The organism is Micromonospora sp. PLK6-60 (assembly GCF_019890675.1).
Classification (GTDB): domain Bacteria; phylum Actinomycetota; class Actinomycetes; order Mycobacteriales; family Micromonosporaceae; genus Micromonospora.
In genome coordinates this window covers 41,246-56,172 of record NZ_JAIOAA010000011.1, presented here as the reverse complement: position 1 = coordinate 56,172, position 14,927 = coordinate 41,246, and the positions used below count along the sequence as shown (strand labels likewise).

The 14,927-nt window shown below is 74.6% G+C and carries 13 protein-coding genes; 5 read left to right on the top strand and 8 right to left on the bottom strand.

All coding sequences use genetic code 11. From position 1 onward, the window contains the following. Positions 1-3 precede the first annotated feature (3 nt). Together K7640_RS20425 and K7640_RS30625 are read left to right on the top strand one after the other, a co-directional pair. Positions 4-1,401 carry a HAMP domain-containing sensor histidine kinase gene (locus tag K7640_RS20425; RefSeq protein ID WP_222956471.1) on the top strand — a complete coding sequence of 466 codons (1,398 nt, stop codon included), beginning with the start codon at positions 4-6 and terminating at the stop codon, positions 1,399-1,401. Continuing rightward, positions 1,398-2,342, top strand: coding sequence for a Gmad2 immunoglobulin-like domain-containing protein (locus K7640_RS30625; RefSeq protein ID WP_222956470.1), 945 nt, complete (start codon positions 1,398-1,400; stop codon positions 2,340-2,342). Before K7640_RS20425 ends, K7640_RS30625 begins: the two co-directional genes overlap by 4 nt. On the opposite strand, the gene K7640_RS20415 is transcribed toward K7640_RS30625, so the two are convergent. Continuing rightward, positions 2,323-3,072, bottom strand: a complete 750-nt coding sequence (locus K7640_RS20415; protein ID WP_222956469.1) for a hypothetical protein — start codon at positions 3,070-3,072, stop codon at positions 2,323-2,325. The genes K7640_RS30625 and K7640_RS20415 overlap by 20 nt on opposite strands. 23 nt (positions 3,073-3,095) lie before the next feature. After that, complete coding sequence (locus K7640_RS20410; RefSeq protein WP_222956468.1) at positions 3,096-3,308, bottom strand: hypothetical protein; 213 nt, start codon at positions 3,306-3,308, stop codon at positions 3,096-3,098. A gap of 204 nt (positions 3,309-3,512) precedes the next feature. On the opposite strand from K7640_RS20410, the gene K7640_RS20405 reads away from it, so the two are divergent. Beyond that, positions 3,513-3,836, top strand: a complete 324-nt coding sequence (locus K7640_RS20405) for a pentapeptide repeat-containing protein (protein ID WP_222956467.1) — start codon at positions 3,513-3,515, stop codon at positions 3,834-3,836. A gap of 77 nt (positions 3,837-3,913) precedes the next feature. On the opposite strand, the gene K7640_RS20400 is transcribed toward K7640_RS20405, so the two are convergent. The 3 genes from K7640_RS20400 to K7640_RS20390 all read right to left on the bottom strand — a co-directional run bounded on the left by K7640_RS20400 (position 3,914) and on the right by K7640_RS20390 (position 7,039). Beyond that, the gene (locus K7640_RS20400) at positions 3,914-4,117 is read right to left on the bottom strand and encodes a S1 RNA-binding domain-containing protein (RefSeq protein ID WP_222956466.1); all 204 of its coding nucleotides are present in this window, start codon (positions 4,115-4,117) and stop codon (positions 3,914-3,916) included. A 306-nt stretch (positions 4,118-4,423) separates the two neighbouring features. Further along, on the bottom strand, positions 4,424-6,223 hold the full coding sequence (ggt, locus tag K7640_RS20395; RefSeq protein ID WP_222956465.1) for a gamma-glutamyltransferase: 1,800 nt from the start codon (positions 6,221-6,223) through the stop codon (positions 4,424-4,426). An 87-nt stretch (positions 6,224-6,310) separates the two neighbouring features. After that, complete coding sequence (locus tag K7640_RS20390; protein WP_222956464.1) at positions 6,311-7,039, bottom strand: hypothetical protein; 729 nt, start codon at positions 7,037-7,039, stop codon at positions 6,311-6,313. 215 nt (positions 7,040-7,254) lie between these two features. On the opposite strand from K7640_RS20390, the gene K7640_RS20385 reads away from it, so the two are divergent. Then, positions 7,255-8,103, top strand: coding sequence for an alpha/beta fold hydrolase (locus tag K7640_RS20385; protein ID WP_222956463.1), 849 nt, complete (start codon positions 7,255-7,257; stop codon positions 8,101-8,103). Here K7640_RS20385 and K7640_RS20380 read toward each other — a convergent pair. Together K7640_RS20380 and K7640_RS20375 are read right to left on the bottom strand one after the other, a co-directional pair. Continuing rightward, positions 8,028-9,710, bottom strand: a complete 1,683-nt coding sequence (locus K7640_RS20380) for a family 10 glycosylhydrolase (RefSeq protein ID WP_222956462.1) — start codon at positions 9,708-9,710, stop codon at positions 8,028-8,030. The two genes, K7640_RS20385 and K7640_RS20380, sit on opposite strands and share 76 nt — an antisense overlap. Before the next feature lie 252 nt (positions 9,711-9,962). Beyond that, entirely contained in the window at positions 9,963-10,733 is a 771-nt protein-coding gene (locus K7640_RS20375) for a hypothetical protein (RefSeq protein ID WP_222956461.1), read from the bottom strand. A 195-nt stretch (positions 10,734-10,928) separates the two neighbouring features. On the opposite strand from K7640_RS20375, the gene K7640_RS20370 reads away from it, so the two are divergent. Next, the gene (locus tag K7640_RS20370) at positions 10,929-12,203 is read left to right on the top strand and encodes a hypothetical protein (RefSeq protein ID WP_222956460.1); all 1,275 of its coding nucleotides are present in this window, start codon (positions 10,929-10,931) and stop codon (positions 12,201-12,203) included. A 52-nt stretch (positions 12,204-12,255) separates the two neighbouring features. Here K7640_RS20370 and K7640_RS20365 read toward each other — a convergent pair whose 3' ends face one another. After that, the gene (locus K7640_RS20365) at positions 12,256-14,739 is read right to left on the bottom strand and encodes a M14 family metallopeptidase (protein ID WP_222956459.1); all 2,484 of its coding nucleotides are present in this window, start codon (positions 14,737-14,739) and stop codon (positions 12,256-12,258) included. Between the last annotated feature and the right edge of the window lie 188 nt (positions 14,740-14,927).

The following is a 14,927-nucleotide window of genomic DNA, read 5'->3' as shown; positions in this document are numbered from 1 at the left end:
CCGATGGCCGCGTACGCCGTCTCCCCGGGTCGCCTGCGACGGCGGCTGGTGGTGGCGTTCGTGCTGGTCGCCGGGGTGTCCGCCGGGGTGCTGGCCGGCGGGTCGTACCTGCTGCTGCGGCAGGCCCGGCTGGACGGCTCGGTGCAGCGGGCCGCCGCGGACGCCCGCTACGAGCTGGTGCTCGCCGCGCAGTTCCTGCCGCTGACCGACGCCCGCCGGGCCGACCTGCTGGCCAGTTTCACCGGCAGCGGCCGGCAGGTGCTGCTGGTCGACCCGGACGCCCGCACCGGCGACCCGGACCTGGCCCCGGCGCCCGGGGCCCGGTTGCGGTCCGCCGTCGCCGCCGGGCAACTGGCGTACGAGCGCCGCGCCGACGCCGGCCGCCACCTGCTCCTGGTCGGCGGCCGGATCCCCGGCTCCACCACCGAGCTGTACGTGGTGACCGTCGAGGACGGCATCGTCGCCGACCTCGACCAGCTGCGCACCGCGCTCGCCGCCGGCTGGGTGGTGGTGGTGCTGCTCGCCGCCGCCGTCGGGCACGCCCTGGCCCGGCGCACCCTGGAACCGGTCGGCCGGGCCAGCCGGGCCGCCCGCGCGGTCGCCGAGGGCCTGCTCGACACCCGGCTGCCGGTGCGCGGCCGGGACGAGTTCAGCGACTGGGCCGCCGCGTTCAACGAGATGGCCGACGCGTTGCAGGGCAAGATCGACGCGCTGTCCCGGGCGCAGGCCCGGGAGCGGCGGTTCACCGCCGACGTGGCGCACGAGCTGCGTACCCCGGTGACCGCGCTGGTGATCGCGGCCTCGCTGCTGCGCGAGCACCTGGACGCGCTGCCGGCCGACGCCCGGCGCGACGCGGAACTGCTGGTGACCGACGTGGTCCGGCTGCGCCGGCTGGTGGAGGAGCTGATGGAGATCTCCCGGCTGGACGCCGGCCGGGAGGTGGTGGAGCCCCGGCCGGTGGACGTGCCGGCGCTGCTGCGCGCGGTCGTCGAGGCCCGGGGCTGGCGCGACCGGGTGACCGTCACCGGCGACGGCCGCCGGTTCCTGGCGCGCAGCGACCCCCGGCGGCTGGAGCGGGTGCTGGCGAACCTGGTCGGCAACGCCGTCGAGCACGGCACCGGCCGCCGGCGGGCGGCGGTGGCCCGGGCGGGCCCGACCCTGCTGGTCACGGTGACCGACGAGGGGCCGGGCATCCCCGCCGACCACCTGCCGCACCTGTTCGACCGCTTCTACAAGGTCGACACGGACCGCGCCGGAGCGGGCAGCGGACTGGGCCTGGCCATCGCCCGGGAGAACGCCCGGCTGCTCGGCGCCCGGCTCACGGTGCGCAGCGAGGTCGACGTGGGCACCGAGTTCCGCCTGGAACTGCCCGTCGACCCGGCCGAGGGAGGTGCCGGATGAGACGCGTCCTCGCCCCGCTGCTGGCCGCCGCGCTGCTCGCGGCGGGCTGCGCCGACGCCCGCTCCGGCACGCTCGGGCCGGCCCCCACGCTCCCCGCGCCGGTCACCGCCACTGCCCCGACCAGCCCGGCCGCCCGACCGACGGCCTCCGCTCCGGCCCCGCCGTCCCCTGCCTCGCCGCCCCCTGCATCGCCGCCCCCTGCCTCACCGGCGGCCACGGCGGCGGCCGAGCCGACGCCCACCGGCGTCGTCACCGTGCACCTCTGGTTCGTCCGCGACGGGCGGCTCGTGCCCACCGCGCGCACCCGGCCGGCGACGCCCGCCACGTCCCGGCTGGCGCTGACCGAACTCGCCGCCGGGCCGTCCCCGGCCGAGGCGGCCACCGGGATGACCACCCTGCTCCCCGCCGGCGTGCAGATCGTCCGGATCGCCGCCGGCACCGCCACGGTCGCCGTCCCCACCGGCTTCGACCAGGGCGCGGCGGCGACGGTACGGCTGCGCCGGGCGCAACTGGTGTGGACACTCACCCAGTTCCCCACCGTGCGTCGGGTCGACCTCGGCGACGGCGCGCCGACCACCCGGGCCGACTACGCCGCGCTGCTGCCCCCGATCGTGGTCACCGCGCCACTCGTCGGGCAGCCCGTGACCACCCCGGTCACCGTCACCGGCACCGCGCAGGTCTTCGAGGCCACGGTCAGCATCCGGATCCTCGACCGCGCCGGCCGGGAGATCGGCACCGGCTTCACCACCGCCACCTGCGGCACCGGCTGCCGGGGCGACTACCGCACCACCGTCCGGTACCGGCTGGCCGTCGCCGGTCCCGGCACGATCGAGGTGTACGAGGTGTCCGCGCGCGACGGCTCCCGGGTGAACGTGGTGGCGGTGCCGGTCGCACTCGCCGCGTCGGCGGGAGACCCGGCCGTCAGCGCCACCGGGCGGTGATCTCCGGTGCCACCGGTCGGTCGGCCCGGCCGATGCGCAGCTCCTCGAAGATCGTGTCCCGGGCGGCCCGCTCGACCTCCGCGTCCAGGTCGATGCCGAGCTCCGCCGAGGCGTCGTGTGCCGCCCCGATCAGCACGAGCTCCACGCCCGGGTGGTCGAGGAACCGGGGCGGATCGACGGGTGCGAAGCGCCGGGTGTGGAAGCGTTCCTGGAGGTCGGCCGGGAGCCGCGCCCTGCCGCGGCCCGGCAGCCCCACTCCCGGCGGAGACGGCGCCGCAGGGTTCTTCACCGTCACGATGTAGCTGGCCTCCGGCTCGATGTCCAGCTCACGCTGTGGCGGGCCGGGCCGCCGGGGCAGCTCCAGCTGGTACGCCAGGTGGGTGTGGTCGTCGTGCCGGGTGACGCAGTATGCCCCCTCGGCCAGCGGCCGGGGCGCCTGCTGCAGCCGCTCACCCCGGGTCTTCGTGACGTACCGGGACGGGCGCAGCGCCTCGTACAGCTGCTCGGGCCGGTCGACGACCGACTCCACGAACGCCCAGTACCGGGCGTGCTCGCTGATCTCGGGCAGGTGCTTGCGGCCCACCACGAGCAGCCGCAGGCGCCGCCGCCCACGCCAGGGGCACAGCACCACCAGCAGCCGCTGCACCTCGGCCAGCGAACCGACGTGCTCCTCCCCCACTCGTGGACGGTAGAGGAAGTAGATGTCCCCGTCCTCCAGCACCTCGGCCATGCCCCCGACTCACCCGCCCCCGGCTAGGGAATGCCGAGGTCCGGCGCCTCGTAGAGCCAACCGTCCCCGCCCGGATCGAGACCGACCCGGCGGTAGCTGAACGTCTCCACGCCCTCGTGCGGCCCGTGCAGCTTCAGCTCGTACGTGGGCGGCGGGTCGTCGGCGTCCGGCACGTCCCAGACGAGCCGCTGCCCGTCGTACGGTCCGCCACGCAGGCGCAGGTTCACCTCGGCCATGGCCCGACGCTAACCGAGGCCGGGGATGGGTGTGGCCGGCTCGTCCAAGCGTCCGCCTTCGGGGTTGTTTTCCCAGGTAAACCCATCTGCGGCGGCGGTTGCCTCTCGGGCTCGTTCGTTACCCCCGAGAGTGACCGCAAGTCTTGATGCTTGGTGGTCGGACCCCGATGGTCCGGCAGCGGGGATCCGGCTACCGTCTCGGGCATGGACATCCTGCCCGGCGCGACGAGGCAGTCGTTCGTGGGGAGCGACCTTCGGCATCGCACCCTCGACGGGCACTTCTTCAAGATGTGCGACTTTCGCGGCGCCGACTTCCGGGGCGCCTCGCTGCGCGGCGCCAGCTTCGCCGGCTGTGACCTGCGGGATGCCGACCTGCGTGACACCGATCTGTCGTACGCGCGGTTCGGCCACGTCATGACGCACGATCCGGAGTACGGCCGCACGGACGTCACCGGGGCCCGCTGGGAGGGGGCCGACCTGCGCGGGGTCACCGCCGAGCGGGTCATCGGGTGGCCTGACGACCGCTGACCGGGACGGCGCGGTCAGCGGGTGCCCGGTGGCCGAGGTATGGCCCGGTCGGCTCGGAGGCCGACCGGGCCACCTCGTCAGTCGACGAGCGTCGCGTGGAATCGCGACTCGGCGGCGTCGAACTCGATCACGCGCACGCGTACCGTCGCGCCGACCGCGGCACCGCCACCGCGGACGAGCCCGTGCACACCGGTATCAGACTCGACGAAGAGCCCGAACGGCTTGACGGACGTGACGACGACATCGACCTCGTCACCGGCAGTCAGGAGGGTTCCGGTCATACGGCTCACCCCCTCTCCATCCTCGGGGTGAGTCGGGCAGCGGTGCGCACGCCGCCCCAGGTTCCTTCTGTCGCGGGGCAGCGCGGGCGCCGGGCTCTGCCCAGACGTCACGCCGACAGATGCTACCGCCCGGAGCGAGCTGCTGGCCGCGCCGGCGATCACCGGCCCGGATCTTGGACAGTTGCCGTTCGGGCGGAACGGTAAGTGTCCAAGATTCACGGCGGTCGGGGCGCGCAGCGTGTGGTGGGCGGCCCGGGCCGCCAGCAGGCAAAGGAGACTGGGCCGGCGGCAGCGTCGAGACCGGGGTCAGTGGCGGCCCCAGCGGCCGACCACGGCCGCCGCGCCGCCGCCCCGGCGGACCGGCTCGGCGGCGGCGAGCAGCCGGCCGTCCGGCTGGAACTCGATGCCGGTCGCCGCGCCGATCTCCGCCGTCGAGGCGAACGTGTGGCCGGGCGGTAGGGTGCCCGCGTACGCGGTGATGAAGGCCGGTTCGGCCTGGGTGCTGGCGCTGTTGCGCTGCGACGCGCGCGGCGCGGCCAGCGCCTGCGGCAGGGTCATGCCCAGGTCGATCCGGTTGACCAGCAGTTGCAGCACGGTGGTGATGATGGTGGCGCCGCCGGGGGTGCCGACGGCGAGGAACGGCCGGCCGTCGGCCAGCACGATCGTCGGTGCCATCGAGCTGCGCGGGCGCTTGCCCGGCCCGGGCAGGTTCGGGTCGGGTGCGGTGCCCTGGGTGGGCGCGAAGTTGAAGTCGGTCAGCTCGTTGTTGAGCAGGAACCCGCGACCGGGTACGACCATCGCGTTGCCGCCGGTGGCCTCGATGGTCAGCGTGTACTCCACCACGTTGCCCCACCGGTCGGCGACGGTGAGGTTGGTGGTGCTCTTGCGGTCGTCGCGCACGTCGGCGGCCGGTGCCGCCGCGCAGCCGCCGTACGCGCCGTCGGGGACGCCGGGGGCGACCGGCTTGGGCAGCGCCGCCGCCGGGTCGATCAGGCAGGCGCGCTCGCCGGCGTAGCCGTCGCTGAGCAGCTCGCGCAGCAGCTCGCGCGGGGTGTGGTCGCCGACGTACCGGTTGCGGTCGGCGAATGCCAGGGCGCTGGCCTCCAGGTAGTGGTGCAGCGCCTGGGCGGCGGTCATCGACCGCAGGTTGTAGCGTTCCAGGATGTTGAGCGCCTCGCCCACGGCGGTGCCGCCGCTGGACGGGGTGGCCATGCCGTACACCTGAAGGCCGCGGTAGTCCGACCGGGTCGGCTCCGGGAAGCGGGTGCGGTAGGCGGCCAGGTCCGCGGCGGTCATCGTGGCCGGGCGGATCGGGTACGGCCACGACTCGGTCGGCTGCGCCGCGACCGGCGGGCGGGCCACGGTGGCGGTCACGTCCCGGCCGATCTCGCCCCGGTAGAACGCGTCGGTGCCCCGCTTGCCGATCAGCCGGTAGGTGGCGGCCAGGTCGGGGTTGCGGAAGGTGCTGCCGACCGCCGGGGGTCGCCCGCCGGGCAGGTACAGCGCGCGGGTGGAGGTGAACTGCGCGAACGCCGCCTGGTTGGCGGCGATCTGGCCGGCGAAGGTCTCGTCCACGGCGAAGCCGCGCTCGGCGACCTGGGCGGCGGGGCGCAACAGCTGGGCCAGCGACCGGCTGCCCCAGCGGTCCAGGGCGTCGCGCCAGGTGGCCAGGGTGCCGGGCACGCCGACCGACAGGCCGCTGATGCGGGCCTCGTCGAACCGGTACGGCTGGCCGGTGGCCGGGTCGATCAGACTGGTCTCGGTCATCGAGGCCGGGGCCGCCTCCCGGCCGTCGATGGTGTGCACCCGCCTGGTCTTCGCGTCGTAGTAGACGAGGAAGCCGCCACCGCCGACGCCGGCCGAGAACGGTTCGGTGACGCCGAGGGTCGCCGCCGCGGCGACCGCCGCGTCGACGGCGTTGCCGCCGCGCCGCAGCACGTCCAGCCCGACGGCGGTGGCGGTGGGGTCGACAGTGGAGACCGCGCCGCCGTATCCGAGGGCGGTCGGCTGCTTCGGCGGCTCGGCGGGCTTCGCCTGCACGGGCGCGGCGACGCCGGCGACGAGCGCGGCGACGGTCGCGGTGACGAGTAGGGCCCGAGGTCTCATGTGGTCTCCCCAGATCGACACGGGTGAGCCTCCTGCCTACTCCCGTGGTCGGGATCCGGCAACCCGGGCCGACGATCGCCCGGGGGGTCAGCAGGGCCCGCCGGTCTCCCAGTTCAGCTTGCCGCGCCCGAACGGCACCACCCCGGGCTTGAGGGTGCGCGGGATGCTCCAGTTGCCGGCCACCACGTACCAGGAGTCACCGCAGGCGCCGGAGAGGGCGAGCCGCATGGTCCAGGTGGGCGCGGATCGGTCCAGGTAGCGCACCTCGGAGCGGTACAGCGTGGCGCCGCCGTCGGCGGTGCGCCGGTAGGTGGCCCAGAGCACCCGGACCCGCTCGCCGGGGCAGAGCAGGTCGGTGACGTCGCCGCCGGTGCGGGCGGCGACCTTGACCACCCCGTCGGTGAAGACCTGGACCACGTCCACGACCCCGGCCGGGGTGCAGCTCGGTGTGGGCGAGGTGGTCGCCGTGGGGCGCCGGGTGGCGGGCGCGGTCGTCGACCGGGTCGCCGTGGGCCGCCGGGTCGGGGTCGACGCGCGGGTGGCCTCGGGAGTCGGCACGCGCGCCGGCACGGCGACCGGGCGCGTCGGGGTCAAGGTGGCGGCGGGGGCTGGCGAGGTCGGCGCGGCGACGGGGGTGGGCGCCAGCGAGGTCGGCGCGGCGGCGGGGCGGGCCGCCGGAGGTTCGGCATCGGCGGTGACGAGCACCGTCACGAGCGGCACGGCCAGCACCACGGCGAGCCCGGCCGCCGGCAGCAGCCAGCGCCGCCGGGACCGGCTGACCTCGGGTACGTCGGTGCGGGGCGGCGGCTCGGACATGCGGGGCTCCGGAGGGGGCGGTGGCGATGCTTCGCCACGGTCGGTGGATCTTATAGCCGGTGAACTCCGGGATGCGCCCCTGGTCAGGCTCCCCCGGCTGGGCAGCGACGCTGATCCGACACGCGCTTCCGTTCGCCCGGGACGCGGGGCTACGGTCGCTCTCACCTCGGCCACCGGCCGGGTCGCCCGCGTCAGCCTCGCGAAAGGACCCCGTGATGACGAGCAGCCCCACCGACGGCAGCCCGCTCACCGTCGGGCACGGCCCGCACCCGGTGCTGGCCCTGCACGGGTGGTTCGGATCGGCGCGCGGCTGGGGCGGGCTGCCCGAGCTGATCGACGGCGAACGCTTCACCTGGGCCTTCCTGGACTACCGGGGCTACGGCGCGCGCGCCGGGGTGGCCGGCGAGCACAGCATCGCCGAGATCGCCCGCGACGCGCTGGACCTGGCCGACTCGCTCGGCTGGGACACCTTCTCGGTGGTCGGGCACTCGATGGGCGGCAGCGCCGCCCAGCGGGTGCTCGCCGACGCCCCCGGCCGGGTGCGACACCTCGTCGGCATCAGCCCGGTCCCGGCCGGCGGGGTGCCCTTCGACCTGCAGAGCTGGGCGCTGTTCGACGGCGCGGCCGGCAACCCGGCGAACCGGCGCGCCATCATCGACCTCACCACCGGCAACCGGCTCTCCGGGCACTGGCTGGACGAGATGGTCCGGTTCTCCCTCGAACACTCCACCCGGGAGGCGTTCGGGGCGTACCTGAGCGCCTGGGCGCGCACCGACTTCACCGACGAGGTGAAGGGCAACCCGGTGCCGGCGCTCGCCGTGGTCGGCGAGCACGACCCGGCGCTGGGCGCCGACACGATGCGCGAGACCTGGCTGCGGCACTACCCCAACGCCCGGCTGGAGGTGCTCGCCAACGCCGGGCACTACGCGATGTACGAGACGCCGGTGCGGCTGGTCACCGTACTGGAGGAGTTCCTGGGGCAGGACGGTCAGCCCACGGCGAGGGACACCGGCGCGCTGAGCGGGCCCTCGTTGCCGCTGCGGTCCACACCGGAGACGCAGTAGGACACCGGGCGGTCCGCCGGGGCGGCCCGGTCGGTCCAGGCGCCGGTCCGGGTGGTGCCGACCAGCCGGGCCGTGTCCCCGTCCACCCGGTAGACGGCGAAGCTCGTCGCGGCGTCGCCGCGCCAGGTCACCTCGACACCGCCGGCCGGCGCCCGCCGTACGCCGGTGAGCGCGGGCGCCGCCGGCGGGGCGGCCGGCAGCTGCGCCATCGCCGGCAGCAGCGCCGGACCGTCGTAGTGCGCCGCGCTGTACCGGCTGACCGCGCCGAGCTTGTCGTCGCGTACCTGGCGGGCGCTGAAGTGCACGCTCCCGCTGACCTGGTGCCGGCGGTTGAGGGCGAGCTGGCGGTCCAGCTCGGCCGGGTCGCGCCAGGCGCCCCGCTCGCCCACCCGGTAGTCGGCCTGGCCGATGTAGAGCTGCACCCGGGTGCCCCGCACCAGGGCCGCCCACCAGGGCAGCAGCTTGGCGTAGTCGGCCTTGGCGAAGCCGATGTGCCAGTACAGCTGCGGCACCACGTAGTCCAGCCACTGCTCCCGGACCCAGCGGCGGGTGTCGGCGTAGATGTCGTCGTAGCTCTGCAGGCCGGCGGTGGCCGAGCCGGCCGGGTCGGTGCCCTTGTTGCGCCAGATGCCGAACGGGCTGATGCCGAACTTCACCCACGGCTTGACCGCCTTGATCCGCTCGCTCATCTCCCGGACCAGCGTGTCGACGTTGTCCCGCCGCCAGGCGTGCCGGTCGGTGAAGCCCCGGCCGTACCGGGCGAACGCCGCGCCGTCCGGGAAGTCCTGCCCGGCCTCCGGGTACGGGTAGAAGAAGTCGTCGAAGTGCACCCCGTCGACGTCGTACTTCTCGACCGCCTCCAGCATGGCGTCCTCGACGAACGCCCGCGCCTCGGGGATGCCCGGGTTGAAGTAGAGACGGCTGCCGGGCCGGTCGGCGCTGGGATAGGTGACCGCCCACTCGGGGTGCCGGCGCAGCGGGTGCGTCGGCGCGAGCCGGTCCATCCGGGGGCCGGGCCCGCCGACGGTGGCCGGCTGCCCACCCCGGTACGGGTTGAACCAGGCGTGGAACTCCAGGTTGCGGGCGTGCGCCTCGGCGATCATGAACGCCATCGGGTCCCAGCCCGGGTCCCGACCGTCCTGCCGACCGGTCAGCCACTGCGACCACGGGGCGTAGGCCGAGGGCCAGAGCGCGTCGCCGCTGGGCCGTACGTGCACGAAGACCGCGTTGTGGTTGCGCCGCACGGCCAGGTCCAGCCAGCCGCGGAACTCCGCGCGTACCGTCTCGGCGGGCAGGCCGGGCCGGCTCGGCCAGTCGATGTTGTTCACCGTCGTGATCCACATGCCACGCAGTTCCCGGGGCGCCCGGGCGGCCCGGCCGGCGCACGAGCCGACCTGGCCCGCGGCGGCCTCGGGCGCGATGCGCACGGCGGCGGTCCCGGCCGCGTCGCCGTCGCCGCGCCCGCGCAGCGACCAGGCGCCCGCCGCGACCGCCACCGCGAGCAGCACGACCACCGCCACGACTGCCCGGGTACGTCGGCGCCCGCCCCGCCTGCGGTGACGCCGGCTCGGCGCGGGGGCGGCGGGGTGCGGGTCGGCGACGGGCATCTGGCCAGTCTGCCCAGGTGAGCGGCGCGACCGCGCGGCGGGGGTGGTTATTTAACGTGCCGCTAAGGCGGCCCGGACGCCCACCACCGTCGATGTGACAACTTCGACTCGCCCGATCGGCCCTGCGGGACCACCCATTTCCAGCCGGTCACCGAGGCGCTCAGCGTCTACGGTGTGCAGATCGTCTGATCGGCGTCACGGGTGCGGGGGCCGCCGGGACACCGGCGGCCCCTTCGCGTGCCCCGCCGCAGGTCAGGCGTCCGCCGGCTCGTCGCGCGACAACCAGCTCAGCCGGCGTCGCGCGTGCACGTCGGTGCGGGCCAACGCCGCCAGCTCGCCCCGGCGCCCGGTGCGGGCCAGCAGGTCCAGGTGCCACAGGTGCGCGTGGTGGCGCGCGTGGTCCGCGCTGTAACACTCGGCCACCGGCGCCAGCAACGCGATGGCGGTCGCCCAGTCGGCACGCGACTCGGCGTCGCGGGCGGCCCGCAGCCGGTCGGCCAGCGCGCCCTCCCCGACCTGGTCGACGTCCATCGCGTCGCCGGCAGCCTCGCGCAGCCACGGGCCGGACGTCAGACCCCAGCCGGGGTCGGTGTGCGCCGCCGCTGCCTCGATCAACCACTCGTCGCCGACGGACGCCACGATCAGGTCATCGCCCGGGAACCGCAGCCGCACCCCGCTCGGCGAGCGGCGGTCCGCGTCCAGGTACAGCAACGCGGCGTCGTCCAGCGGCCGCTCGGCGAAGGACGCCAGCACGCCGGGCGGCTGGGCCGCCGCCACCCGCACCCGCCCGTACTCCCCCATCTCGTACGCCGGGTACGGCTGGGCGCGGGACAGCCGGAGGTGGTCGCCCGCGCCGTGGAACATCAACGCCGCGCCGCCCTCGACGTGCAGCCAGAAGTGCAGCAGCGCCGGTTCCTCCTCGGGCGGCCGGCCGTCGGGCCAGTGGCGGGCCTCGGTCACCGTGACCACCCGGCGGCCCAGGAACTCGCGCAGCAGGTCGGCCGTCGCCTCCCGTTCCGTCACGGGAGAACGATAGCCGGACGGGAAGAACCGCCCGGACCTCGAACCCGCCCTCGGCGCGGGGGCCGGCGTGCAGCGTCACGGCGTCACCGACTACCTGGTCTGCACGGACTGCCGCAACGGCCAGCAGCCGGCGAATTGGGCTGGTTTGCTCCGGTGAGCCGACCCCGGCCGGCCACACCCGGCACAATTCGCCGGGTGGACGACGCGCTGACCGACGCGATTCAACGGGGCGACCTCGCCGCCGTCCGGGATCACCTGGCGGCGCTGCCGCGCGAGGCCCGGTGGCGGGGCGAGGGCTCGGCGGTGGCCGGCGCGCTGATCCGCTTCGGCGGGCCGGGTCTGGCGCACCTGTTCTACCGCGACGGCGAGATCCTGCCGGACGGGCCGTGGGGCGACGTCGACCCGGTGCGCTGGGCGGCCGAGCACGGTGCCAGCGATCTGCTGAGCAGCCTGCTGCTGCGCGCATCCGTGCCGGAGGCGACCCGGCGGACGGCGCTGGACGCGGCCCGGGCCTGGCTCGACGTGGACCCGGAGGCCGAGCTGCGCCGCCGGTCCGGGTTCACCGACGCCGACCACGTCACGGTGCGACGGGAGCACCTCACCACCGACGAGTACGAGCCCCGCGTGCTCCGGATCCGGCTCACCACCGCCGACGGCCGGTGGACGGAGGTGCTGGTGGCGCACCGGGCCGCCGTCACCGTCCTCGAGGAGAGTTTGGACCTCTCCGTCTCACCCGACGAGTTGCTCGCGCGGGCGCGGTGGTCGGCCGACCCGGAGTCGTACGACTGGTCGGCGGCGCGGCACGCCCTGATGACCCGGTTCCCACCGGCGGAGGTCTTCCGGTGGGCGGCCGAGCGGCTCGCCGACCCGGACGTGCTGGTCCGCCGGTTCACCGCCGAGCTGCTGCACTTCGGCACCGTGGACGGGGAGACCCCCGACGCGCCGTACGCCGGCGAGGCATGCGCGGTGCTGCGCGAGCGGATGGCGGCGGAGCCGGACACCGAGACGCTCTGCGCCGTCCTGGGCGCGTACGCCGGCTACCGGGAGACCGGCGCGATCCTGTTCGAGTTCCTGCCGTTCGCCACCGACGAGCGGGCGCAGGTGCGCGCCCGGGTGGCACACGACCTGCTCAACGGCCACGGCGGCGCCGCCGACGACCCGCCGCCGGAGATCCTGGCGGCGATGACCCGCCTGGCCCGCGACCCGGACCCGGACGTGCGCGCCGTGGCCACGGCGACCCTCGGCTACTCCCCGATCGACGTGCCCGCGCTGCGGGAGCTGTTCGCCGCGCAACTGGCCGGCGACGACCACGAGGTGGAGATCCTGGCGGCGACCGGGCTGGCGCTGCGCCACGACGCCGCCGCCCTGGCCCGGCTGGGCGAGCTGAGCGAGGCCGACGGGTACGAGTCGCGGGCCTGGTGGGCGTTCGACTCGGTGCAACGGATGCTGGCGAGGCCGGACCGGCGTTGACCGCCACCGCCTCGCCGGCGCACCGGAGCGCGCCGGCGAGGCCGGCCGGGCGTTACCGCTGGGCGATGGTGACCGTCGCCGTACGGTAGTTGTTGCGGGTGTCGTTGTTGCTCGGGTCGTAGTTCTGCTCGATGTTGCCGGCGGTGTCGACCGAGAACCAGCGGAACGTCGTCGTCTCGGTCACGTGGAAGACCTGCCCCGGCTCCCGGAACTCGGTCGCGGCGTAGCGCGGCGACTCCATGGTGGGCCGGCTGCCGTCGGTCGTGTAGTAGATGGTGGCCGGCTCGCTGGTCTCGAAGCGCACGTCGACCGGCCCGGCGTACGTCCCGCCGCCGGGGACCAGTTGGGACGTCGGCTTCTTGTTGTCCTTGCCCCAGTCGGCGGCGATCCGGAACATCTCCATGATGCCGTTGGCGTACTCCATCGTCTCGGCGTGCCCGCTGACCAGCTCGGGGTTGCCCTCCCAGGCCGGCTGGAACGAGCCGCCCTGCCAGTTGCCGGTGGCCGGGTTGTAGATCGAGCCGCCGACCTCCCACCCGAAGGCGTAGATGCCGTAGGTGTGGTAGAGGTCCTCGCGCACGTTGCCCGCCGACGAGTAGAGCACGTCCGACGAGCCGCCGACGTTCTCCGGCGTGACGACGGTCTGCCGGTGCGCCTTGACCTGGGACAGGATCCGGGCCGCCGACTGCCAGTAGAACGCCTCGTCACCCAGCGGCGGGCGGGGCGTGGTGATCCGCCCGTCCGCGATGTACGCGCCGGGCTGCCAGAACAGCTGCCCGCCGTTGGAGTGCACCGACATCATGAACTTGATGTTCGAGTACTTCTCGACGAGCCAGACGATGTTCTTCGACTCCGGCTCGGACAGCTTCTCCGGGCCCTGGTAGGTGTCGCTGACGCAGCTGCTCGAACCGCCGGCGTAGCCGTCCTGGGCCGAACCGACCCGGTAGTTGCGGTTCAGGTCGACGCCCCAGGCGTTGCGCCGGCCCGGATCGGCGTTGTCGTCCGGGCAGTGGTTGGTCAGGTTCCGGCGCTGCGAGGCGAAGTTGTAGAAGCTGTAGTTCGCCCCGTCCGGGTTGTTGGACAGGATGAAGAAGATGTCGGTGTTGTTGACGATCTTCTTCGTCTCCCAGTCGGACTTGTAGTTGTGCACCAGCCGCTCGGCCGACTCCAGCGACGTCGTCGCCGGCACCCACTCGCGGGCGTGGTCCTGCGCCTGGATCAGCACGCCGGGGTTGCGGCCGTCGCGGTGCTTGCCGATGCGCAGCACCGGGATCGTGGCCGGACCGCGCGGCACCTCACCCTCGGGCGCGCCGACGCGCTTCTGGTCGAGGAAGTCGGTGAGCGCGACCGGGCCGGGCGTCGCCGCGACGATGCCGGTGCCGGTGTTGGTGCGGTACGGGTGCGCCCGGTCGATCAGCCCCGCCGACCGGGTACGCAGTGCCGTCGCCACCTCGGCCGCCGTGCTGGCCGGCGCGCCGGAGGCGTTCTTGGCGAGCAGCACGCGGACCGCCGTGCCGCTCACCTCGACCGCGAGCGGGAGGTTCGCCCCCGGCCGGTCCACGAACTCGACGGTGACGTCGTTGCCGCCCTCGTGACCCCAGGCCGCCGAGCTGACCACGACCGCGGCCTGCCCGGTGCCGCCGATGGTGGCCTGCGCCTTGCGCTGGTAGCCGTTGGTGCGGTTCGGCAGGTAGACGATCTCGGCGATGTCCGGGTACTGCCGGGCGATCTCCTCGGCCCGGCTGAACAGCTGCTGCGGGTGCCGGTAGCCGTCGACGAAGTTCCACCTGTAGGCCGGGTTGGCGGTCAGCGGCGGCGCGCCGTCCTCCAGCCAGTTGGAGACGTGGCCGGTGGCCACCCCGCCGGTGGAGCTGGTCACCCGGATCTGGTTCGGACGGGTGTCGAGCTTGAACAGGTTCCGGTGGAACATGTACTGCCCGGAGTCGACGAACCGGCTCATCGTGCGGGCCGAGCCGAACTCGGTGCCCGGACCGGAGTCGTTCGCCAACTGCATCCCGACGATCGGGCTGGTCTGCTGCCCCTCGGTGGTGCGCGCCTCGACGTACAGGAAGCCCTGGCCCTTGGTGGTGAACCAGTCGGCGCGGGCGATGCGTACCGTCTCCTGGTGGGTGAGCGGCGCGACGGCCCGGGCGGCGAACGCGCCGGCGGGGGCCTCGGCCTCGTCGTCCCAGGCGAAACCCTCGTCGTCGGCGAGGATCTTCACGCCCAGCGCCTCGAGTTCGGCGGTCTGCTCGGCGGTCACCACCGCCTCGCCCTCGATGCCCGCCGGGACGCGCTTGAGGCCGTGCTCCAGGTCGAAGCCGGCGGCGACGACCTTGTCCAGCATGTCGGCGCCGGTCAGCTGGATGCGCACCAGGCTCACCGCCCCCGGGTCCTCCAGGTGCGATCGCCCGGAGCTGGCCGGGGCGCTCGGCCCGGCCGGGTCGGCGCCGGCCGGCGCGGTGGCGATGAGGACGCTGCCCACCAGGGCGGGCAGCGCGACCAACGCAATGCGCCGGCGTCGTGTGCCTCGCATACTCCCCTCCTTCTGCTTGTGGCGGTCTGCCGTGGTGCTCTCCGCTCAGGTGCCCGGAGAGTATCGGCGTGGATGCGTCCGGATGGGCATTGACGTGCACAGTTGAGGGAATCTTGAAGTTCGCCCGGTCCCGGACGCCGCAAGATCGATCAGCCCCCACGGCGGATAGGCTCGCCCGGTGACTCTCC